17 protein-coding genes and 3 pseudogenes are annotated in these 22,842 nt (G+C 41.6%); 9 read left to right on the top strand and 11 right to left on the bottom strand.

The features are described 5' to 3' along the window. Positions 1-15: 15 nt before the first annotated feature. The gene (locus NXX38_RS10905) at positions 16-885 is read left to right on the top strand and encodes an NAD kinase (RefSeq protein ID WP_148366537.1); all 870 of its coding nucleotides are present in this window, start codon (positions 16-18) and stop codon (positions 883-885) included. Between the two features lie 633 nt (positions 886-1,518). Here NXX38_RS10905 and NXX38_RS10900 read toward each other — a convergent pair. Together NXX38_RS10900 and NXX38_RS10895 are read right to left on the bottom strand one after the other, a co-directional pair. Further along, a complete protein-coding gene (locus NXX38_RS10900; protein ID WP_148366538.1) occupies positions 1,519-2,391 on the bottom strand; it encodes a hypothetical protein in 873 nt (290 codons plus the stop codon). Between the two features lie 407 nt (positions 2,392-2,798). After that, on the bottom strand, positions 2,799-3,002 hold the full coding sequence (locus NXX38_RS10895; protein ID WP_195648625.1) for a hypothetical protein: 204 nt from the start codon (positions 3,000-3,002) through the stop codon (positions 2,799-2,801). A 123-nt stretch (positions 3,003-3,125) separates the two neighbouring features. Between NXX38_RS10895 and mdh the strand changes: the two genes are divergently transcribed. From mdh to NXX38_RS10870, 5 genes and pseudogenes are all read left to right on the top strand, one after another. After that, positions 3,126-4,067, top strand: a complete 942-nt coding sequence (gene mdh, locus NXX38_RS10890; protein ID WP_148366539.1) for a malate dehydrogenase — start codon at positions 3,126-3,128, stop codon at positions 4,065-4,067. Between the two features lie 289 nt (positions 4,068-4,356). Further along, entirely contained in the window at positions 4,357-5,790 is a 1,434-nt protein-coding gene (locus NXX38_RS10885; protein WP_258981930.1) for a TolC family protein, read from the top strand. Between the two features lie 114 nt (positions 5,791-5,904). Beyond that, complete coding sequence (locus tag NXX38_RS10880; RefSeq protein WP_148366541.1) at positions 5,905-6,897, top strand: HlyD family secretion protein; 993 nt, start codon at positions 5,905-5,907, stop codon at positions 6,895-6,897. A 6-nt stretch (positions 6,898-6,903) separates the two neighbouring features. Beyond that, positions 6,904-8,086, top strand: a pseudogene (locus NXX38_RS10875) (ABC transporter permease). Then, positions 8,087-9,346, top strand: a complete 1,260-nt coding sequence (locus NXX38_RS10870) for an ABC transporter permease (RefSeq protein WP_195648627.1) — start codon at positions 8,087-8,089, stop codon at positions 9,344-9,346. It abuts the pseudogene before it with no gap. A gap of 151 nt (positions 9,347-9,497) precedes the next feature. Here the strand turns inward: NXX38_RS10870 and NXX38_RS10865 are convergent, their stop codons facing one another. After that, entirely contained in the window at positions 9,498-10,091 is a 594-nt protein-coding gene (locus NXX38_RS10865; RefSeq protein WP_195648628.1) for a porin family protein, read from the bottom strand. A 398-nt stretch (positions 10,092-10,489) separates the two neighbouring features. Between NXX38_RS10865 and NXX38_RS10860 the strand changes: the two genes are divergently transcribed. From NXX38_RS10860 to NXX38_RS10850, 3 genes are all read left to right on the top strand, one after another. Continuing rightward, positions 10,490-10,855, top strand: a complete 366-nt coding sequence (locus NXX38_RS10860; protein WP_004305524.1) for a BlaI/MecI/CopY family transcriptional regulator — start codon at positions 10,490-10,492, stop codon at positions 10,853-10,855. An 18-nt stretch (positions 10,856-10,873) separates the two neighbouring features. Beyond that, positions 10,874-12,691 carry a M56 family metallopeptidase gene (locus NXX38_RS10855; protein WP_234132357.1) on the top strand — a complete coding sequence of 606 codons (1,818 nt, stop codon included), beginning with the start codon at positions 10,874-10,876 and terminating at the stop codon, positions 12,689-12,691. 191 nt (positions 12,692-12,882) lie between these two features. Beyond that, positions 12,883-14,796, top strand: a complete 1,914-nt coding sequence (locus tag NXX38_RS10850) for a TlpA disulfide reductase family protein (protein ID WP_258979440.1) — start codon at positions 12,883-12,885, stop codon at positions 14,794-14,796. A gap of 179 nt (positions 14,797-14,975) precedes the next feature. Here NXX38_RS10850 and NXX38_RS10845 read toward each other — a convergent pair. The 8 genes and pseudogenes from NXX38_RS10845 to mnmA form a co-directional block, all read right to left on the bottom strand. Continuing rightward, positions 14,976-16,077, bottom strand: a pseudogene (locus NXX38_RS10845) (P-loop NTPase). 60 nt (positions 16,078-16,137) lie between these two features. Next, positions 16,138-16,896: a tRNA (guanosine(46)-N7)-methyltransferase TrmB gene (gene trmB, locus NXX38_RS10840; protein WP_148366547.1), complete on the bottom strand. Its 759-nt coding sequence runs from the start codon at positions 16,894-16,896 to the stop codon at positions 16,138-16,140. A gap of 112 nt (positions 16,897-17,008) precedes the next feature. Then, complete coding sequence (locus NXX38_RS10835; RefSeq protein WP_148366548.1) at positions 17,009-17,632, bottom strand: DUF975 family protein; 624 nt, start codon at positions 17,630-17,632, stop codon at positions 17,009-17,011. A gap of 44 nt (positions 17,633-17,676) precedes the next feature. Beyond that, on the bottom strand, positions 17,677-18,708 hold the full coding sequence (locus NXX38_RS10830) for a branched-chain amino acid aminotransferase (protein ID WP_258981928.1): 1,032 nt from the start codon (positions 18,706-18,708) through the stop codon (positions 17,677-17,679). A 38-nt stretch (positions 18,709-18,746) separates the two neighbouring features. Further along, positions 18,747-18,956 carry an exodeoxyribonuclease VII small subunit gene (gene xseB / locus NXX38_RS10825; RefSeq protein WP_004297216.1) on the bottom strand — a complete coding sequence of 70 codons (210 nt, stop codon included), beginning with the start codon at positions 18,954-18,956 and terminating at the stop codon, positions 18,747-18,749. Positions 18,957-19,009: 53 nt separating this feature from the next. Then, on the bottom strand, positions 19,010-20,299 hold the full coding sequence (gene xseA, locus NXX38_RS10820; RefSeq protein ID WP_371826257.1) for an exodeoxyribonuclease VII large subunit: 1,290 nt from the start codon (positions 20,297-20,299) through the stop codon (positions 19,010-19,012). 12 nt (positions 20,300-20,311) lie between these two features. Further along, positions 20,312-21,680, bottom strand: a pseudogene (locus tag NXX38_RS10815) (S8 family peptidase). A gap of 23 nt (positions 21,681-21,703) precedes the next feature. Continuing rightward, the gene (gene mnmA, locus NXX38_RS10810) at positions 21,704-22,789 is read right to left on the bottom strand and encodes a tRNA 2-thiouridine(34) synthase MnmA (protein WP_148366552.1); all 1,086 of its coding nucleotides are present in this window, start codon (positions 22,787-22,789) and stop codon (positions 21,704-21,706) included. Positions 22,790-22,842 lie beyond the last annotated feature (53 nt).

The following is a 22,842-nucleotide window of genomic DNA, read 5'->3' as shown; positions in this document are numbered from 1 at the left end:
CTAATGATGTTGCTTATGAAATTTGCCATTTTCGGAAATACTTATCAGGCTAAAAAGTCTTCTCATGCTGTCACCTTGTTTAAACTTTTAAAGAAACAGGGAGCAGAGATTGGTATGTGCAGGGAATTTTACCAATTCCTAGTTTCAGAAAATATGGATATTGAAGCAGATCTATTATTTGATGGTGATGATTTTACTGCCGATATGGTAATCAGTATCGGAGGCGACGGAACATTTCTGAAAGCTGCCCGCCGCGTAGGAAGAAAAGGGATCCCTATTCTGGGAATTAACACAGGACGTCTAGGGTTTCTAGCTGATATTTCACCGGAAGAAATGGAGGAAACATTCGATGAAATCCAAGCCGGAAGATATAGTGTAGAGGAACGAAGTGTACTTCAGTTGATCTGCAACGACAAACATCTTCAAGATTCTCCGTATGCCCTCAACGAAATTGCCATTCTTAAACGGGACAGTTCATCAATGATTAGTATCCGAACAGCTATTAATGGTGCGTATCTGAATACTTATCAGGCTGACGGGCTGGTAATTGCAACTCCTACCGGCTCCACAGCCTATTCTTTGAGTGTAGGTGGTCCGATTATGGTTCCCCATTCCAACACGGTTGTCATCACTCCGGTAGCTCCGCATAGTCTCAACGTCCGCCCTATCGTTATTCGGGATGATTGGGAGATTACATTAGATGTAGAAAGCAGAAGTCACAACTTCCTCGTCGCCATTGACGGGAGGAGCGAAACCTGCAAAGAAACGACTCAACTAACCATTCGCCGGGCAGATTACAGTGTAAAGGTGGTGAAACGTTTTAATCACATTTTTTTCGATACACTCCGCAGCAAGATGATGTGGGGAGCTGATGGAAGACGGTAAGCAGTTTACATTATACAACCGTTATTCCTCATCGCCTGATTCAACTATACGGTACTTAAAAATAGAACTTCTAAAAAAAGGGACATTCAAGCTGTTGAGAATGCAACAATTTGGGTATAGGATTCCAACTAAAGACAAAAAAGGCCGGGATTTACTATCTTCAGAAATCACATTGACATTATTTTCCCCTATATTTACCCGATAAGATTAAAATACCCTGATTGCATTTACAAATCATTCTTTTATAGACAAGAGTCATTCATTTTATCAGTTTCTCCTTATCTTTATTCGCATACAAACTAGAGAAAAAAACAGTTTCCAATCCTTCCTATATGAGTTCCTCACCGAGAAAAGAGTTGTCCCTCACCGAGGAACTTATCCTTCCTCGGTGAGGGACATCTCGTTGGTTTTAATCCAATGAAAGCTTCTATGATTAAAAAGCGGCATATTATATGCAAATTCATGCTACGCTCGCCCTATTTTCTGTATATTATTGCAATTATTTATGCAGTTCTTTCTCCAGTTCATCCATAAAAGAACAACTGTTACCCGAAGAAATATTAAAAACAGACCATCGGATTAGTTAATATAGAAGGAAATTAAAATATCGGTAGAGAGAAAAATACCCCGATATTAATTTAATGTAAACGACTGCGAACCTATCAGGTTCCCGCCTTCAAAAATATCTACCCGATAATTTCCGGCATATAGAAACTCTTCTACATCCCAAAACACATTGATATTCTGTTCTTCTCCATTATATTCAATATACTTCTTAATTGAATAAACCAATGTACGGTTTTCATAAGGGAAAGTATTGGATGCACTCTTGGTCAGTACATCATTATCGGGTTTGGTAATACGTATATAGATGGTACGTTCACCGTTTTCAGCGGTTATATTCTTCACGACCGTGAAACTGATAGCCAGCTTCACCACGTCTTTCACTTTCTTTGCAGCTTTGCCACGTTTATTGCGTGGTTCGATACGAATATTAGTTGCATCGAGTTGTGCGGCTAACGTCACCTTTTTATTCAGATTCTTCTTTTCTTCAGAAAGGTTATCGATCTGTCGTGAAGCCTGATTATACTTTTGAGTCACTTCAGCTATGACCTGTTTCTGCTGTGCAGTCAGTTTATTCAAAGAGTCGATCTGATTGATATAGCCAACCATTACCTTACGCAAAGTAGCCAATTCTTTCTTTAAACGACGAATCTCTGTCGCATTCGAGCTCTTCACAGTACGAAGTTCCTCCAATAGACGTTGAGTTTTCAATTGTTCCTGTTCCAGTAATTGAGATAAAGAGTCATTAGAAATCGTCATCTTTAACTCATCATATTGTTGTGCAAAACGGGCATATTCGTTTTCCAGATCTTCCTTGTCTAATTGGAATTCCTGCACTAACTCCCGGTTAGCTTGTTTTTCGGTAAACAATAAATAAGTAATACCAATAATAGCTATCACCAAGATAGCCACGGCCGCAATAAGAAGGCTTTTTTTACTCATAGTTTCAGTTGTGAATTGATAACGTGCGCAAAAGTAATCATTTCGCAACAGAAGTCAAGTATAAAAAGTGAGAGTTTTTGAAATAATCTGCGAAAATCTGCATTAATCTGCGTTTCAATAAATATCCATTCAGCTCATGTCCGTACGCTAAGCGGTAGCCCGAGAAATAATATAGCATTTACCTAACGGACAAACGTATGTTATCTACCGTGTGAATGTCCGTTACCCACCGGACGAGCATCAACAACCTACCAGACGAAAGCCGGTCATCTGCCGGACGAACAATTCATGAAGGACGCGGGAACAGAAACAGCACCGGCGAAGTGATCCGAACCGACAGCGGCAGCAGCAAAAGCTGTCTTCTCTGCCCAGTATTATTGCTGTTGTTTATAACAGAAATAATACTTTTACTTACTCTTCTTTTCTCTACTCTTCTCTACTCTACTGGTTTCCATTGGGTTTTCCCCCTTTACTGGCGGGCGTTTCAGCGCTTTGTGCACCCCTCTTCGGACACCCTCGTTTTTGTATCGTTTTCGTTGCTTATTCTCCGCTTCTTTTCCACGCTTGCCAACGGCTTGTCCGACCACTTTTTTTCCATTATAGCTGTCCATTCGGGAGAACTTAGACCTTTAACTAAAATTATTACGGAAAAATTTCTTTAATCAGGATTATCGTTGTAATTTTGTCGCGCTAAAAGATAAAACAAATTATCAACTTTTTAAATATATAGTATTATGTCAAAAGTAACCGTAGTAGGCGCAGGTAACGTAGGTGCTACATGTGCAAATGTACTTGCTTTTAATGAAGTAGCAGACGAAGTAGTAATGCTGGACGTTAAAGAAGGCGTTTCAGAAGGTAAAGCAATGGATATGATGCAGACAGCTCAATTGTTGGGTTTCGACACTACATTGATAGGCTGCACGAACGACTATGCTCAGACTGCTAACTCTGACGTTGTTGTGATTACTTCAGGTATTCCTCGTAAACCGGGTATGACTCGTGAAGAACTGATCGGTGTGAACGCTGGTATCGTTAAATCGGTAGCAGAAAACCTGTTGAAATATTCTCCTAACGCTATCATCGTTGTTATCTCTAACCCAATGGATACAATGACTTATTTGGCATTGAAAGCTCTGGGCCTGCCGAAAAACCGTGTTATCGGTATGGGTGGTGCTCTGGATAGCTCTCGTTTCAAATATTTCTTGTCTCAAGCTATCGGTTGCAACGCTAACGAAGTAGAAGGTATGGTTATCGGCGGTCACGGTGATACTACTATGATTCCTTTGACTCGTTTCGCTACTTACAAAGGTATGCCTGTATCCAACTTCATCTCTGCCGAAAAACTGGAAGAAGTTGCCGCTGCTACAATGGTAGGTGGTGCTACACTGACTAAATTGCTGGGTACTTCTGCATGGTATGCACCGGGTGCAGCGGGAGCATTCGTAGTTGAATCTATCCTTCACGACCAAAAGAAGATGGTTCCTTGTTCTGTATTATTGGAAGGTGAATACGGCGAATCAGATCTTTGCATCGGCGTTCCTGTAATCCTTGGCAAGAACGGTATCGAAAAGATCGTTGAACTGAACCTGAACGAAGACGAAAAAGCTAAGTTCGCAGCTAGCGCAAAAGCTGTTCACGGAACGAACGCTGCTTTGAAAGAAGTAGGTGCTCTGTAATTAAAATCCCCTTACTTTATATATCAAGAAAGGCTGTTCCTCGTCATGAGAAACAGCCTTCTTTCTTTTCAACAGAATCCAACCCCACTATATTTCTAAAAAAAGCTAATTCGTTTTGAGTTCTCACAGAAAGCATATACATTTGCATCGTTGTTTATGCAATTATTGTTTAAGTAAACAAGTACAAAAAAACTGACTACTTTAATAAACAAATTACATAAGAACAGGGTTATTTAAAATAGAAGTATCACCTTATTAATATGCAAGATGCGATGAAAAAAGTTTTTTTCTGACATTTCTGTTAAGTTTCACTTTTACAGTAAAAGCGCAGAGCTTTCTAAGTCTGGATAGTTGCCGCGCATTAGCTCTTGCCAACAACAAAGATTTGTTGATAAGCAATGAAAAAATAAATGCTGCTCATTATCAACGGAAAGCTGCATTTACAAATTATTTGCCAAATTTCTCGGCAACGGGAGCTTACATGAGGAACCAGAAAGAGTTTTCATTATTAAATAATGACCAGAAAGCTGCGCTTTCAGGATTAGGAACGAATCTGGCTGTGCCTTTCCAACAAGCCGCACACGAGATTGTAACAGCATACCCAGACTTGGCGCCACTTATTTCTTCTTTAAGTGGAGCTCTACCCGCTCTCGATCAAGCGGGAAACTCTTTAGTGGATGCGCTCCGCACAGACACCCGAAATGTCTATGCAGGTGCCATTACATTGACACAGCCCTTATATATGGGTGGGAAGATCCGTGCATACAACAAAATTACAAAGTATGCCGAAGAGTTGGCCCAAGAACAACATCACGGCGGTATGCAGGAAGTGATCATGAGTACGGACCAAGCCTACTGGCAAGTTATTTCGCTGGTTAACAAAAAGAAGTTGGCGGAAGGTTATCTAAAGCTTTTGCAACAGCTGGACAGCGATGTAGAGAAAATGATTAATGAAGGAGTAGCTACGAAAGCAGACGGTTTGTCTGTACGCGTCAAGGTAAATGAAGCGGAAATGACACTGACTAAAGTGGAAGACGGATTGAGTCTTGCGCGAATGTTGTTGTGTCAACTATGTGGCATTGATCTTAGTTCTCCCATCACACTGGCAGACGAAAATATGGAAGACATTCCATTACTGACAACGGACCCTCATTTCGATCTATCCACCGCTTATGAGAATCGTCCGGAAATACGTAGCCTCGAATTGGCAACGCAGATTTATAAACAGAAAGTAAATGTAACCCGTGCAGAACATCTTCCATCCATCGCATTGATGGGAAATTATATGGTAACCAATCCCTCGGTTTTCAATAGCTTTGAAAACAAGTTCAAAGGTATGTGGAATGTGGGAGTGATGGTACAGATACCTATATGGCACTGGGGAGAAGGTATTTATAAAACCAGAGCGGCAAAAGCCGAAGCTCGTATTGCACAGTATCAACTTCAGGATGCTCGTGAAAAAATAGAATTACAGGTCAATCAAGCCGCATTCAAGGTAAAAGAAGCCGGTAAGAAATTGGTAATGTCTTCTAAAAACATGGAAAAAGCGGAAGAAAATCTACGCTATGCAACACTTGGTTTTAAAGAAGGAGTGATTGCCACCAGCAATGTTCTTGAAGCACAAACAGCATGGTTGTCTGCTCATTCAGAAAAGATTGACGCGCAAATAGATGTGAAGCTGACGGAAATCTATCTGAAGAAATCTTTGGGAACTCTGAAATAGGTGATAGTTGATAAATGATAGTTATCAGTTATCATCTATCAACTATCATTTATCACCTATCACTTATCATTTATCACTTATCATTTATCAACTATCATTTAAATTCATATTAATATGGCACCTATAAAATCACAAAACAGCAATATGCTGCTTGCATTCCTTACTCTGTTGGGAGTTATTGCAATCGTTGCAGTCGTTGGCTTCTTCATGCTCCGCAAAGGTCCTGAAATTATACAGGGACAGGCTGAAGTTACCGAATATCGCGTTTCAAGTAAAGTTCCGGGACGTATACTGGAATTTCGCGTGAAAGAAGGGCAAAGTGTCAATGCCGGGGATACACTAGCCATTTTGGAAGCTCCTGACGTGGTAGCAAAAATGGAACAGGCACGTGCTGCTGAAGCAGCTGCACAGGCACAAAATGAAAAAGCAATCAAAGGCGCACGGGAGGAACAAATCCAGGCAGCTTATGAAATGTGGCAAAAAGCCCAAGCAGGCGTTACCATTGCCGAGAAATCATACCAACGCATCAAGAATCTCTATGAACAGGGAGTGATGCCTGCACAGAAGCTGGATGAAGTGACTGCGCAACGGGATGCAAGTATTGCAACAGAGAAAGCTGCCAAAGCACAATATACCATGGCGAAGAATGGAGCCGAACGTGAAGATAAGATGGCTGCGGAAGCTTTGGTAAACCGGGCGAAAGGAGCTGTTGCCGAAGTTGAATCGTATATTAAGGAGACTTATCTCATCGCTCCGGCTGCCGGGGAAGTTTCTGAAATATTCCCGAAGGTAGGCGAATTGGTTGGTACCGGTGCTCCTATCATGAATATCGCTGAACTCAACGATATGTGGGTAACATTCAATGTACGCGAAGATCTGCTGAAGAACCTGACGATGGGTTCGGAGTTCGAGGCTGTCATTCCTGCTTTGGATAATAAAAAGATCCAACTCAAAGTATACTATCTGAAAGATTTAGGCACTTATGCTGCTTGGAAAGCAACCAAAACCACCGGACAGTTCGATCTGAAAACATTCGAGGTGAAAGCTTCTCCGGTAGAAAAGGTGGAAAATCTCCGTCCGGGTATGTCTGTTATCATTGACAAGTAAATGACCATGAAAGAGAGAGAAAAGAAATATATAGCTTTGTGGCAGGTCATGCAAAGAGAGTGCCGGCGGTTGGTATCACGTCCGCTCTATCTCTTCTGTATGGTCATCGCCCCGCTGTTTTGCTATATATTCTTCACCACTTTAATGGATTCGGGGCTTCCCAAGGATTTGCCTGCGGGAGTGGTGGACATGGATGATTCGTCTACTTCCCGTAATATTGTCCGCAACCTGGATGCTTTTTCGCAGACAGGGGTTGTAGCTCATTACAGCAATGTAACAGATGCACGTATTGCCATGCAGGAGGGAAAAATCTACGGATTCTTCTATCTCCCCAAGGGTTTATCGGCAGAGGCACAAAGCCAACGGCAGCCAACGATCTCTTTCTACACCAATTACTCATACCTGATTGCAGGCTCTCTATTGTTCAGGGACATGAAAATGATGGGAGAACTCACCTCCGGAGCTGCGGCCCGGACGATGCTGTATGCCAAAGGTGCGACAGAGGATCAGGCTATGGCTTATCTGCAACCGATCGTAATTGATACACACCCACTAAATAATCCGTGGCTGAACTATTCGGTATACTTATGCAATACACTGATACCGGGGGTACTCATGCTATTAATATTTATGGTTACCGTTTATTCAATCGGTGTGGAAATCAAGGATCGTACTGCCCGAGAATGGCTACGGATGAGCAACAACTCCATTTACATTGCATTGGCTGGAAAACTGCTTCCCCATACAATAGTCTTTTTCATTATGGGTATATTTTATAATGTATACCTGTATGGATTCCTGCATTTTCCTTGCAATAGCGGCATATTCCCGATGATATTCGCCACACTGTGTCTCGTATTGGCATCTCAATGTTGTGGCATTGTCATGATAGGGAACTCTGCCGACTCTACGACTCGGATTAAGTTTCGCCTCCCTATGGGGAGTCATATCATTCTCCATTTCCGGATTTTCATTCCCGGTCATGGCTATGCACCCTGTTCTACAGGCTTTGAGTAACCTATTCCCGTTGCGGCATTATTTCCTTATTTACGTCGATCAAGCGCTCAACGGATATAGCATGGCTTACTCATGGACCAACTATATGGCACTATTAATATTTATGATGCTCCCTTTCTTTGTGGTTCATCGCCTGAAGGAAGCATTGGTTTACTATAAATATATACCCTAAATGAAAGATATAAAATTAAAAGACAAGATAGCCCAAGGCATCAATGACCTGTTTTATATCTGGAAGCGGGAGTTTCAGACAACTTTCCGCGACCAGGGGGTACTGATATTTTTCATACTCGTCCCACTAGGTTATCCGTTGTTGTATAGTTTCATTTATGACAACGAAGTAGTGCGTGAAGTTCCTGCTGTTGTTGTAGACGATTCGCATTCATCTCTTAGCCGTGAATATCTACGCAAGGTAGATGCCACACCCGATATTCAAATCGTCTCTTACTGTGCCGATATGGAAGAGGCCAAACAAATGCTGAAGAACCGGCGTGCGTATGGTATCATTTATATCCCTTCGGATTTCAGCGACAATATCGCAAAAGGAAAGCAGACACAGGTCAGCATCTATTGCGATATGAGCGGATTGTTATACTATAAATCGATGCTTCTTGCCAACACTGCCGTTTCTCTGGATATGAACAAGGACATCAAAATTGCACGTAGCGGAAACACGACCGATCGTCAGGATGAAATCACCGCTTATCCGATAGAATATGAAGAGATTTCCATCTTCAACCCTACTGCCGGATTCGCCGCTTTTCTGATTCCTGCTGTATTGGTATTGATTATCCAACAGACATTATTGCTCGGCATCGGTCTCGCCGCAGGAACTGCTCGTGAGAACAACAGATTTAGGGATCTTGTACCTATCAACCGTCATTACAACGGAACGTTACGAATTGTATTAGGAAAAGGATTGAGTTATTTTCTGGTTTATATATTGGTAGCTTTCTACGTACTTTATGTAGTTCCAAGATTGTTTAGCCTCAACCAAATAGGACAACCCGGTTCATTAATATTATTCGTTGTCCCCTATCTTGCGGCTTGTATTTTCTTTGCGATGACAGCTTCCATTGCCATTCGCAACCGGGAAACGTGTATGCTGATTTTTGTATTCACATCAGTCCCCTTGTTATTTATTTCCGGTATTTCCTGGCCGGGGGCAGCTATTCCTCCGTTTTGGAAGTATGTATCCTACATCTTCCCCTCAACGTTTGGAATTAACGGCTTTGTAAAAATCAACAATATGGGAGCTACTCTTAGTGAAGTAGCTTTTGAATATAAAGCTTTATGGCTACAAGCTGGTATTTATTTCCTGACCACCTGTTGGGTATACCGCTGGCAAATACTAATGAGTCGCAAACATGCAATAGAGAGATACAAAGAATTAAAAGAGAAAGCAAACTTATCCAAGCAGATAAGTGATTAATGAGTAAGAATTGCAAGAGAGAGAATTAACGGTGTATCCTTTCAATGGAGATATGCCGTTTTTCTTTTTATATCAAGACAGAAAAATCCCCCGTTCCAAGAGAGTATAGAACGAGGGATTTTAGAGATATTATAAAGAGAGTATAATAAGTTTAGAACTTGTAACCTACACCAATAGAGAAGTTCATGTTCTTAGGATTACTTACCCCGTCTGATTTGAAATCAACTACATTAGTAAATCCGAATTCACCATCCAGACCTACAAAGAATTTACCGATTTCATAAGCAACACCTACACCAATACCACAATCAAATCTTTTTCCACCAAATTGATCATCACCATCACCAAAGAAATCAGCTTTGTCATCACCAACTTTTACCTTTCCGGCAACACCAAATGCAAAATAAGGACCAGCTTTCACAACGATGTTCTGATTGTCAGCAACAGCAAATCTTGCAGCTGCCAAAACAGGAATCTCAAGATACATAGGATTAAACTTCATAGTCTCACCATCTTCTTTTATTTTTGCACCTTTTTGAGTAAGCATCAAAGAAGGTTGGATAGACCACATATCAGAGAACTGATATTCCATACCAACACCTACATTAAATCCAATCTTCATGTCAGTATCCATATCCCCAGTGTAGTTACTCATGTTCATACCCACTTTGGCATTCCAAGAAATTTGAGAATAAGAAACGATAGAAACAAGTGCAAATAGCACAAAAATCAAACCTTTTTTCATATCATTCATTTTTTAGTTTGCCTCCCTCTTCCCTTTGGTTGGCATTATTAGTTAATAGTCCTGTTTGAGGTGCGGGGAATTATTCGTAACAGATTAAAGTATTGAAACGCACCCTTCCATATTTAACGTATGTTTCGTAGCCGCAAATATATTTCATTTATTTTATATAAAAAAATCCTTGATAGTCTATTTTTTGCATAAAGGTTATTAAAGAGTGACTATATAGAAAAAAATAATGTTTATCCGGTCTTTTTTTATGCTTAACTAATTTCCAGACAACAATGCAATCAAAATATTCTTGCAAAATTTACACATTCACAATTATTAACCAACTATCTACTGGCTGTTTACGAAATATTCGTAGATTTGCGAAGTATTCGTAATTAAACAACATCTCCATGGAAAAGTTAACTATACAAGAAGAAGAAGTAATGATCTACATTTGGGAGTTACAATGCTGTTTCGTAAAAGACATTGTTGCAAAGTATACGCAACCGGCACCTCCTTATACCACAGTAGCATCTATCGTGAAGAACCTCGAGCGAAAAGGATATGTCACACCGAAACGTGTGGGTAATACCTACCAATATACTCCTGCCATTCGCGAAAATGAATATAAACGCCATTTTATGAGTGGTGTAGTTCGTAACTACTTTGAGAACTCTTACAAAGAGATGGTTTCTTTCTTTGCCAAAGACCAGAAAATTTCGACCGATGATCTCAAAGATATTATCGAACTCATTGAAAAAGGAAAAGAAAATTAATAGAAAACATTCATCACCATGACTCCGGAACTGGCTTATTTTCTAAAGATAAATGTAGCGATAGCTCTGTTCTACGCATTCTATCGGTTGTTTTTTCATAAAGACACCTTCTTCCATTGGCGCAGGATGGCTTTGCTATGTTTCTTCGCTATCTCCTTGCTTTATCCTTTGCTGAATATTCAGGGATGGATAAAAGCTCACGAACCAATGGTGGCAATGGCAGATCTTTATGCAACCATCATACTTCCGGAGCAAGCAGTTACTCCTTTACAAGAGCCTGCAATGAACTGGCAAGAGGTTATCATACAGTTCGCAAAAATTATCTATTGGAGCGGAATGTTATCACTAGCTACACGCTTCTTTGTACAACTGGGTAGCATCATCCGGTTACACTTCCAATGCTCAAAAAGCAAGATACAAGGAGTACGCGTACATCTATTAAAGAAGGAAACCGGCCCTTTTTCTTTCTTCCACTGGATATTCATACACCCACAATCACATACGGAATCTGAAATCAGTGAAATCATTACTCATGAAGAGACACACGTCCGTCAATACCATTCGGTAGACGTACTTATCAGCGAGATAATGTGTATCTTTTGCTGGTTCAATCCATTTATCTGGCTGATGAAACGGGAAGTCAGAGGAAACCTCGAATACCTGGCAGATCACCATGTATTGGAGACGGGGCATGATAGTAAATCATACCAGTACCATTTATTGGGACTGGCACATCACAAGGCTGCAGCAAATTTATCAAATAGTTTCAATGTTTTACCACTCAAAAATCGTATTAAAATGATGAATAAACGAAGAACGAAAGAAATAGGAAGAACAAAATATCTGATGTTTCTTCCCTTGGCTGCTATCTTAATGATTGTCAGTAACATCGAAATGGTGGCACGTACTACTGAAAAATTTGCCAAAGAAATGATGGGGCAAGCAACAGAAGAAGCTGCCATACAAGCTGAAACCACGGATATTCCGGAACTTCCTATAGAAGAAATTCAAGGAACTACACTTCCACTGGATAAGCAAGGAAAGGAAATGACGGAAACTCAAATCAAAAGTGTACCAGATTCCGTTGTCTTCCAAGTTGTAGAAGAAATGCCAGATTTTCCGGGAGGAGCACAGGCACTGATGGATTACTTGTCGAAGAATGTCAAATATCCGGCTGAAGCACATGCAATCGGTGCACAAGGACGCGTGATTGTAAGCTTTACTGTTAAAAAGGACGGAACTATAGCCGATACGAAAGTGGAACGAAGTGTCAATCCGTATCTCGACAAAGAAGCCATGCGTGTAATTGCCGCCATGCCTAAATGGAAACCCGGTAAACAAAGGGGAGAAGCGGTGAACGTGAAATTTACAGTTCCTGTTGCTTTCAGACTGACTGGTCCGGAGCTTCCCAAAGCGGAAGAGGTAAAGCAGTCCGACATGGATGAAGTAGTGGTGGTGGGCTATGCTGCAAAAGATGATCCAACTCCAGAGGGAGGCAGTGTAAAAGGAGAAAATGAGGATGAAGTATTCACCGTGGTAGAAGCAATGCCCAAATTTCCGGGAGGACAAGCCGGCCTGTTCCAATATCTGGCTAGAAGTATCAAATATCCCGTCATCGCTCAAAAAAGTAAAGAGCAAGGCAGAGTCATCATACAGATGATTATTGGTAAAGACGGAAGTTTGTCGAATATCAAAGTCTTACGCAGTGTATCTCCGTCACTGGATGCAGAGGCTGTACGCGTAGTGGGTAATATGCCTAAATGGGAACCAGGAATGCAAAAAGGACAGCCTGTTTCTGTCAAGTATACCATTCCTATCGTATTCAGATTACAGTAAATTCTTTCCCCGGTGCCGCTCCCTTTCCTCATCGGTAAGGAAAGGGGCGTTCATCGGTGGGGAGCACCCTCCTCCCCCAGTGCCGAACGTATCCTTCCCCGGTGCTCAAAAAAACATTTCTTTTTCAGCTGTTTACAAGGATAGTTATAAAAAGATCCTTATATTTGCTCATGTAACAAAACATTATTCACATGAAAAGATTCGTATGGATTATTGGTTTGATATGCTGCATGACCTGCATCATACAAGCCAAAGACAGAGTGATCGAGCGTCCTCCTTTTCTAGCATGGAGCTCCAACAGTATCGAGGTCGATAAAATTGTCATGAGTGATACAGTGACAACAGTGTATATAAAGGCTTTCTATCATCCTAAATATTGGATAAAAATAGCAACGGGCAGTTTCCTGAAAGACAACAATGGAATGCTCTATCCCATTCGAAGAGGAATTGGAATCACATTAGACAAGGAGTTCTGGATGCCGGAATCAGGAGAAGCGGAATTTCAATTGTTATTTCCTCCCATACCCGAAAATGTGACCAGTCTGGATTTCTCGGAAGGGGATTTTGACGGAGCATATAAGATATGGGGCATACAACTGGATAAGGATGCATTCTATAAACAGAAACTTCCCAAAGAAGCAGTCGTACACAAAATAAATAAGAAAGCGATATTGCCGACTCCTAAGTTGGCCTACGGAACTGCTACTCTTAAAGGAAAAATACTGGACTATCAAAAAGAGATGATAAAGCAAGTGAAGATGCACATAGAAAGTCCTGCACTGAATATCCACAACGAACAGAATATCATAAAAATCAAGGAAGACGGCACTTTCCTGGCGGAATTAAAAGTGGTATCTGTTACAAGCGTAGCATTGGAATTTCCTTTTGGTTGGATTGAATGTCTGATAGCTCCCAATGAAGAGACATCACTCATTATAAATACGAAAGAACTTTGCCGCAGACAAGCACATCTGCAAAGAAAAGATAAAACGTATGGAGAGCCTGTATACTTCAATGGTTATCTGGCTAGCCTACAACAAGAATTAGCTTCAGTAGATATAAACATTGTATTAAAAAGCGTTTATTACATGGATATGTACAACGACATTGTCGGGAAAAGTGCAGATGAATATAAAGCTTATGTACTTGAGCGCCTTCCATCTATTCGAAAAGAAATCGCGCAATCACAATACAGTAATGCGTGCAAAGAGCTATTAAATATCCTGGTAGATCTGGATGCGACTGGCAAAATCGCTATGACGGAGAGAGAACTAAAATCAGCACATATTGCTGTCAATAAACAGAATAGGGAACAGACAGACGATTATTTTTATAATACTCACATCGATACTCCTAAAGGATACTATGACATATTAAAGGAATTCAGTTCTATCAACACTCTTAAAGCTCTATACGGCAAATATTACGCATCGACGATTTATTTGATAAGCTTCCTGCCAGATTCTCAAAAGGTACTTGAGGAGACACTAGGAACAGGACAGGGACCCTTATTTGATAATATTAAATTTAATAAGCTGTATCAATCCATCAAAAATTTCACCCCGTTAACAACAGAACAGCATGCCGAATTAAAAACTTTTTCTTCTCCGGTTTATGCCGAGATGCTTAACCAAACGAACAAAGAAATCATAAAGAAAATTGAATTGAACAAAAGAAAGACAGGATTCACAGTGAACGAAGCCGGACAAGTCTCCAATGAGGATTTATTTCCCTCCATTATCTCTAAATTCCGGGGACACACGTTGTTAGTTGATTTCTGGGCAACATGGTGTGGTCCTTGCCGCACGGCTAATAAAGCTATTCTTCCCATGAAAGAGGAATTAAAAGATATGGATATTATCTACCTTTACATCACAGGCGAGACTTCTCCCAAAGGTACTTGGGAAAATATGATTACCGATATTCATGGTGAACATTTCCGTGTGACAAATGAGCAATGGAGTTTTCTGATGTCCAATTTCAACATACAGGGAGTTCCTACCTACTTTGTTGTTGATCCGGAGGGTAATATCACCTTTAAGCAAACAGGTTTTCCGGGAGTAGACACGATGAAAGAACAGTTAATGAAGGCTATGAATAAGTAATTCAAACCTAATAAATCAATAAAGAAAAAGGGCTGTCTAACAAGTCCCTCATTTACAATTTCACCCACGCTACAGATAGTTATAACGTGGGTGATTTTCAATATTCAGGACTCGTTAGACAGCTCCTTTTTATATCCTACGAGTGGGAGGCCAAAAGTCCTCCAAACTCCCCACCATCTTTATTTATGCATTTCTACAATTTGAGTTGGAGCCATCTCTACATTCCGGCGATCTACCTGACGAACGACACTGGCAGCCAGGGATAAGAAAGCACGTCCGGTCACGGAGTCTTCATCCAACGCAACAGGAGTACCATTATCTCCTCCTTCACAGATGCTTTGCACGATAGGAATCTGTCCCAACAAAGGAACATTCATTTCTTCAGCCAGTTTCTTGGCACCTTCTTTACCAAAGATATAGTATTTATTCTCGGGAAGTTCAGCGGGAGTAAACCAAGCCATATTCTCAACCAAACCGAGAATAGGTACATTTACCTTATCATTGGTGAACATATTGATTCCCTTACGGGCATCTGCCAAAGCAACCGCTTGCGGAGTGCTGACAACAATCGCTCCTGTCATGGCTAATGTTTGAACAACCGTCAAATGAATGTCACTGGTTCCGGGAGGAAGGTCTATCAGGAAATAATCCAAATCTCCCCAGGCTGCATCAGCTATCAACTGTTTCAATGCATTACTTGCCATTCCACCACGCCACAAAGTTGCCTGATCCGGATCGACAAAGAAACCGATAGGACAATAATTTCACTCCATATTTCTCTACCGGAATAATCATGTCACGACCATCTATACGTTCAGCATAGGGGCGTGCATCCTCCACCTGAAACATCTTAGGCATGGAAGGACCGAAAATATCTGCATCAAGCAAACCAACCTTATAGCCTAATTTAGCCAGAGCAACTGCCAGGTTCGCAGACACCGTAGACTTACCCACGCCACCTTTACCGGAAGATATACCGACTATATTCTTCACTTGCGGAAGGAGCTTGCCAACTTCCGGACGAGCGGCTTGCTTACTCTCTGTTGTGATTGTTACCTGCACATCAGGAGAGACATACGTATGAATAGCTGTTTCCGCAGCTTTCAACATTGATTTCATAAACGGATCAGTCGGTTTCTCAAAAATCAATGAAAAGCTGACAGTCATACCATCAATACGAAGATTATCGGCAACCATCTCCGCTTCCACCAAATTCTTTCCCGTACCAGGATAACGCACCGTTGCCAATGCATCCAATATCAATTTAGGATAGAGAGTCATTTTATTTACTATTTGACGATTTACAATTATACGATTTAATTACTATTTACTGCTGGAGAATTATTTGCTTGTATTCAATCCGCTACGCTTGCTACGGTTATAGCTACGATAGGGATCAAGCTCTATTTCCACATCCGGTTCTTGTAGTTTACCTTCCTGCGGAAGCCGGAATTTGATATACTTAATATCTAAACCACGATCCAGCCATTGTTGTTCATAATAGGTCTTAATACCGAGAATATTATCTACCAGACCAGAATGATATAAATCTTCAGTCATAAACTCAACGGGAAGTTTGTTTGCCTCAATCATGTATTTCGTATAGGTAAACATGAAGTTGCTGTCCGTTTTCAGGTGGATAATGCCATTCGGCTGCAAGAATTTGCGATACCGTTCCATAAAATAGGTAGAGGTCAGTCGTTTGGTTGCTTTCTTCATTTGCGGATCAGAGAAAGTAAGCCATATTTCACTCACTTCGCCTTCGGCAAAAAAACGTTCGATGATTTCAATATTGGTACGCAGGAAAGCAACATTCTTCATTCCGGCCTGTAATGACTCCGTTGCTCCCGTCCACATACGGGCGCCTTTTATATCCACTGCTATAAAGTTCTTTTCGGGAAACATCTTACCCAGACCGACGGTATACTCACCACGTCCGCAACCCAGTTCGAGCACAATCGGATGATCGTTCTTAAAAAACTCTTTATGCCATTTCCCCTTCATGTCAAAAGGCACGTTATCTACCGCCGAATAAGGATATTCGAATACGTGCGGATAACTTGCCATATCGGCAAACTTTTCTAATTTATTCTTTCCCATATCAATCCTGATTAGATCGCAAAGGTACTGATTTTGATGCAACCGACAAAAAGAAATGGAGCACAGATTTCTCCATGCTCCATTCTTCTATAGTGCTGAATGATTCGTCTTATCAAATCTCAACATTCACTTCAACGTCTACTTCCACATTTCCGCCTTGTTGTGCTTTCAAATCTTCATAGAAAGCAGCACGGGAAATAGCAACATACGGTTGCAGGAAAAGAAATCCAATACCAAAAGTAAAGATACAAAGGATGGCCCAGCCAATGAAGCTTAAATCAAGCATGAACAACTTCATCTTGTTTCCTTCCATCATAGCCATACTTTTCTCAATAGCTGCATTGTTTTTCATTTCCGGTTCATCTTTCAAGATAAAGTCGGTCATTGCATAAGAATAAGCCTTAATGATACCCGGTATAAGCAGCAACAGTGACCACAAAACTGTATAGACCATCTGAAGCAACTTAGTGACAAAAATACGTCCATAATCTTGGAAACCTTCGAACAAAGTACCAAAGTCAATGTCTTTGCCTCTACATACGCCAAGCATTACAATAGTAAAACCGTACGCAACCGGTAGTCCGACAAATAATGAGCATAACCCTCCAATCAAAGGAATAGCTGATAAACCGCCGGCTATAACTGAATAAATAAGTGCAGCAACAGCTGCCATAGGCCACTTGCCTCGAAGTGCCTCACGTGCCTGCGCACGCAATTCTGAATTTTGTTTTAACATAATGAATAATATTAATTGATAAATGTGTCATTTCAAAAATATAGTTATTCCACTATTGTTACCCAGCCATGCGTATCCGGTTCGTCGCCATACTGAATTCCACGGAGCTTATTATACAATTTTGTACAGATTGGTCCCGGCTTACCGTCTTTAGAGATCACATAAGATTTTCCGTTTTCCAAATCATCGATACGTTGAATCGGGCTGATTACTGCAGCAGTACCACAAGCACCTGCTTCCTCAAATGTTTCCAGTTCTTCTTCCGGTATCGGACGGCGTTCTACCTTGATACCCATATCTTCTGCCAACTGCATCAAACTCTTATTGGTAATAGAAGGCAAGATAGAAGATGATTTCGGAGTGATATACGTATTATCCTTAATACCGAAGAAGTTGGCAGCACCACATTCATCGATATATTTCTTTTCTTTCGCATCGAGATAGAACTCGCAGGAATAGCCCAAATCGTGCGCTTTCTTGTTAGCACGAAGACTGGCTGCATAGTTACCACCCACTTTATAAATACCTGTTCCATGAGGAGCGGCACGGTCAAACTCACGAATGATAACGTACGGATTGGTAGAGAAGCCACCTTTGAAATACGGTCCTACCGGAGTTACAAATACTACAAACATATACTCATCTGCAGGATGTACGCCTACCTGGGCACTTGTTCCAATCAATAGCGGACGAATGTAAAGAGAAGCACCGGTTTCATAAGGAGGAATAAAGCGTTCATTCAGCTTCACCACTTTCAAGATTGCTTCTTTGAATCGTTCTGTCGGAAGTTCTGCCATCAGAATTCCCTGGCAAGTAGATTGCAAACGGGCAGCATTTTCTTCCAAACGGAAAATACGAACTTTACCATCTTTTCCACGGAATGCTTTCAATCCTTCAAAGGCTTCCTGACCATAATGTAAACAGGTTGCCGCCATGTGCAAATTAAGGTGTTCTTCACTGCTTACCTCCAGTTCTCCCCATGCACCATTACGGAAATTGATTCTCACATTGTAATCTGTCTTCATATATCCAAACGACAGATTCGCCCAGTCTATTTCTTTCATATTGTTATGTATTAGTTTATTTTCTATGCATTGAAACGCAAAAATAACTTTTATTCTTCAGATTGCCTCTTTTCTTGCAATAATTTTTCGACTTCCCGGTCGGCTTTTGTCAGTTTATCCTTGCAAAAGGCAATAATTTCATTGGCTTCTTTTATTTTCTCACTCAAAATGTCGATATCCAGTTCGTTGTTATCTATCTGGCGAACGATCTTTTCAAGACGTTCCATCGCTTGGGAATATGTTTCTTTTTTTGCTGCCACGATGATTGATATTTAATGATTAATGTTTTTACAAATACACGTTTGGTGGATAGTTACTTTTCTACCACCGATCGAACTTCTCCTTTCGATAACCGGGTTATCAAATGGTCTCCCGGCTTCAGTGAAGATACATCCGTCACCGCTTTCCCGTCTTTTATTGTAATACTATATCCACGACTCAAGAGTTTATCCGGAGAAGCGTCCGCTATTCGTTGTTGCAAAAGTTCCAGACGGTGAGATTGACGGGCCACTAATGCTTTCGTCACCTGTGACAAATCTTTCTTTGCTACCAGCAAAGAAAAACGAGCGTCCGCAAGTTTGCGATGAACAAGATTGGGAATACGGGTTTGGAGAGTTTCCAACCTTCGTCGTTCCAGATCAAGAAGCATATAAGCTCCTTGTTGAATACGCATAGATAATTCTTCCAGATGCTCCGCAACTTCCCCTACCCGGTGAATCAGGAGTTCGGCAGCAGCCGTAGGAGTTTTTACCCGGGTATGAGCAACGGAATCAAGCACTGTATCATCGCGTTCATGCCCAATACCAGTAATGATAGGTAACGGAAATTGCGCACATGCAGCTGCCAATAGATAAGTATCAAAGCCGGACAAATCGGAAGTAGCTCCACCACCACGAATGATGACTACTACATCAAATTCATTGATGCGGGCATTAATACGATCCAAAGCCGCCAACACTGATTCTTCTACCTGATTTCCCTGCATTAAAGCCGGAAAAAGCTCCGTATAGAAAAAGAACCCGCCCGGATTATGCTGCAACTGATGACAGAAATCTCCATATCCGGCCGCAGTAGCCGAAGAGATGACAGCAATACGCTGGGGAAGAACCGGTATCTCAAGCTCTTTATTCAGCGTCAACACTCCCTCCTCTTCCAACTGTAATAATATTTCCCGGCGGCGACGAGCCATATCTCCCAATGTATAAGCAGGATCAATGTCAAGCACTGTCAGACTGTAACCGTACAGTTCATGAAACTGAACTGTTACTTTCACCAACACCTTAATGCCGGAAGTAAATAGCTGCCCTGTAGTTTCCTCAAAATAAGGCTTCAACAAACGGTAGATATTATTCCAAATCATACCGCGTGCCTTGGCTACGAGATTATTGCTACGAGGATCTTTCTGCACGAATTCCAGATAGCAATGCCCTGTCGTATTGGAACGGACATCGCTCAACTCTGCCTGTATCCAATATTCATCAGGCAGGCATTGCTCCAGACTACGGCGGACGAGTGCATTCAGCTCTAAAAGAGAAAGCCTCTCCCCACCCTCTCCCAAAGAGAGGGAGTCAGATTGCTTCGACTTATTCATAGCGTTTATCATACAGCAGTCACATTATTTCTTTTCCTTGGAAGAAAAGTTAAGATAAGCCTTCCACAAATCGGGAATACCATATCCATATATGTTATCCGGGAAATCGGCTCTATCACCCGATTGACGTACCAAATCTATAATCTGCTTCGCTGTCAGCTTCGGACAAGCCTGCCACAGACAAGCTACCATACCACACATAATCGGAGAAGAGAAAGAGGTTCCGTTGGCACGGCGAAGATTACCATCTGTTCCCATCACATCCGAATTCAGACCGACAGCCACTACATCCGGTTTCACACGTCCGTCAGCCGTATTTCCAACAGAAGAAAATGGTGCCAGCTCCCCCCTTTTATTTACAGCTCCTACCGTTATTATATTCTCTGCGTCTCCCGGAGGGGTAATTTTCTTCCACGAACCTGCCCCCGAATTTCCGGCACTGCAAACAACGACCATTCCTTTATCGGCTGCCTTCGCAGCTTCACGAGACATCAACGCATAATGACCATTCAAGTCACGATATCTATAATTCTTCGCAGGATCGTCAAATGAATAATATCCAAGCGATGTATTCACCAGATCCACTCCTACACTATCGGCAAACTCAATGGCTGCCGCCCAGTAATCCTGTTCCTACCAGATTCTCCGAATATTCGTCCTCACTACGCAGCAACCAATAAGAAGCTTCAGGAGCTGTGCCAATCATCACATTCGGCTGATTCATGGCCATACAGGATAATACAGACATTCCATGGCTACTTTCAGCATAAATATCCGCTTCCGGATTCACAAAGTCACGCACCCCAAGAATACGGATATTTTTCATTGCATCAATCTTATCCACATTATGGAATCCGGCATCAATTACGGCAATAGTCATTCCCTGTCCCTTAAAGCCCGCATCATGCAGAAGATTGACACGGCTCATTGCCGCCTGTGTGATTGCAGGACCGTAAAGGCTATCGGTACGCACCGGTTTATTTATTAACGAATCTCTTTGAAGGGCTCTTTGTGTGATACCTTTCCACACTCTTTCCGTGGAACGTACAAAAGGCAACTTTGCTATTTCGTCAATCAAAGTACTATCATTGCAAGAAACAGTAACAAAATTATCCCACTTCCCGGTAACGAGTACATGGACACCTGTCTTCCGTATAGCATCTACATATTTCTTACAGACCGGCAAATCCGTGGAATCAATGGGTAATCCTTGTTTCTTTCGACGCTCTATAGATTTCATAGACAAATATTTTTCCGGTTTCTGCAAGGAATAGTCTGTAGCCGCCTTGTCTTTCAGGCTAATTCGATATTTTAAGGTATCCTCCGGAGTAAACTGTGCAAACACACCCAAATACATATTTAAAGCGAGAATCAATACTATAAACTTCTTCATAAGTTATCTTTCTTTTTAATCAATCATAATCCTTCATTTTCTATAATCACCAACCCGATTCCTCTTTGAGAAGCAATGAAAGCTCCTCCCAGCACTCGTCTCCCGTCATAAAACACGGCAGATTGTCCCGGGGCAATGGCCGAAGCCGTTTCGAGGAAACGTACTAACAGACGTCCGTCTTCCAATCTTTTCACCCGGCAGGGGATAGGACGACTGCGATAACGAATCCGTACTGTCAGATTCTCACATCCGAACAGTTCCTGTTCATCCACAATCTTATCCTGCTCCGCCAACATGTATTCTGTTTTTAATTGGTCGGCATCCCCAAGCATCACGGTATTTTTCTGCGGGTTGATTTTCAATACATAGGCCGGCTTTCCTAAAGCAATCTCCAATCCCTTACGCTGACCGATTGTATAATAAGGCGCCCCTTTATGTTGCCCCAACTTCACCCCTTCAGAGTTGACAAACCATCCCGGTCCGATTTCACTATCCAGTTCAGGACACTGTTCACGAAGAAAATCACGATAATCTCCTTTAATAAAGCAGACTTCCATACTTTCCCCTTCTTTCGACTTTGCCTCATATCCTTTCTCCGCAAGATACTCGCGAACTTTCACTTTCGTATAATCTCCCAACGGAAAGATACAACGCTTCAGCACTTCCTGTCCCAATCTCCAAAGGAAATACGACTGGTCTTTCTTATCATCATCTCCGGCTACTATATACGTGTATCCGTTTTTCTCTTCCAACCGTGAATAATGTCCGGTAGCAATCCATGCACAATTCAACTTGTCCGCCCACTCTGTCAAAACACGGAACTTAAACAACGGATTGCACATCACGCACGGATTCGGCGTACGCCCCTGCTTATATTCGTCTATGAAGTTTTTTACAATGGTCTCTTTAAAAGGAATACGTTCATCTGCCACATAATGTTCAATCCCCATCCGTGCAGCCAACTCTCTGGCATCCTGCGGTTCATCTCCCCACACACGCATAGTAACTCCCACGATCTCGTATCCTTGTTCTTGCAGCATCAAGCAAGTAGCGGTGCTGTCTATGCCACCACTCATACCTACCAATACTCTCTTATTTCGTTCTTCCATTCGAATTTTGAAAATTTACATGGATACAAATGTACGAGATTTCAAAGAGAAAA

Origin of the sequence: Bacteroides sp. BFG-637 (assembly GCF_024793605.1) — a bacterium.
Lineage (GTDB): Bacteria > Bacteroidota > Bacteroidia > Bacteroidales > Bacteroidaceae > Bacteroides > Bacteroides vicugnae.
The sequence above is the reverse complement of the archived record's forward strand: the minus strand, read 5'-3'. Positions and strand labels throughout refer to the sequence as shown.